General features: G+C 28.6%; 1 protein-coding gene. It reads left to right on the plus strand.

From position 1 onward, the window contains the following. Positions 1-198: 198 nt before the first annotated feature. Positions 199-747, plus strand: coding sequence for a hypothetical protein (locus JK188_RS17550; RefSeq protein ID WP_211886826.1), 549 nt, complete (start codon positions 199-201; stop codon positions 745-747). Positions 748-961: the final 214 nt, after the last annotated feature.

Here is a 961-nt window from a genome sequence, read left to right on the forward strand (position 1 = left end):
CTATTGATGTGTTAATAATGATTTATTTTTAAGCTGTGAATTATTGTTATTCATTTAATTGATTTATATTGTTAATCTTAATGATAATGGCCAAATAGATGTTTTTTATCTGATTTCTACTCTATAACTGGATGATTTTTAATAAAAGCATTACTTCTTGTGAAAGAAATAATGCTTTCAACATGGATGAAATTATTAATGAATAAACTTGAAAGTAACAATAAATTCCTTGAATTACTACGGAAGGAAAAATATGAACTGGAACATGAATTTAATGTGCTGAGATATAATAACGGTAAATTAGAAGAACGTTTGGATTCTGAATTTCTTAATAAGGATAGGGATGATTTTGCTAGTGATTTAGAATATTATGAATTTAGAATTGAGCAAAGTAAGGTTTTTGATGAGTATTATGAGAATAATGCCAGGATAAAAGAAAAAGAAGCTAAAATAAAGGATAACAGTGAATTAATTTATAAAGTTGAGCATGATGATAGATCTATAAGGATAGTTAAGCAAAGCATTGTAACGAACGGTGAAGACAAGCTTATTTCAGATGGCAAATTGAATTTTGGTAAACTCTCATCTGATCCATACAATATTGATGCAACATCAAATCGTATAGTTGAAAACAGTGCTAGCATGAAGATGGAAGTCAGCGTTTCAGATCATGTTAAAAGTGCAGATACCATAAACTCTTATTATCAAGTCATATTCGGTGTCCCTGTTTATACAACAGGCTTTTAGCATTAAATGATTATTTTAGGTCAGGAGGTTATTGGTTTTAACTTACTGGTTTAATTGATTGACAAAACTCCATTATTGGTTAACGGCTAAATAGATGTTTTGTTATCTGGTTTTTGCTTTTTAATAAAAGCATGACTTCTTATAAAGAACGTCATGCTTTCAATATGGATAAAATTATAAATGAAAGCACGTAAGAAGAAGTATGAAGATCTAG

It is taken from the genome of Providencia sp. JGM181, assembly GCF_018257375.1.
Classification (GTDB): domain Bacteria; phylum Pseudomonadota; class Gammaproteobacteria; order Enterobacterales; family Enterobacteriaceae; genus Providencia; species Providencia lanzhouensis.

Excerpts from the sequence above, each read along its gene's own strand:
- JK188_RS17550 (WP_211886826.1), top strand. The coding sequence starts at position 199 with ATGAATAAACTTGAAAGTAACAATAAATTCCTTGAATTACTACGGAAG.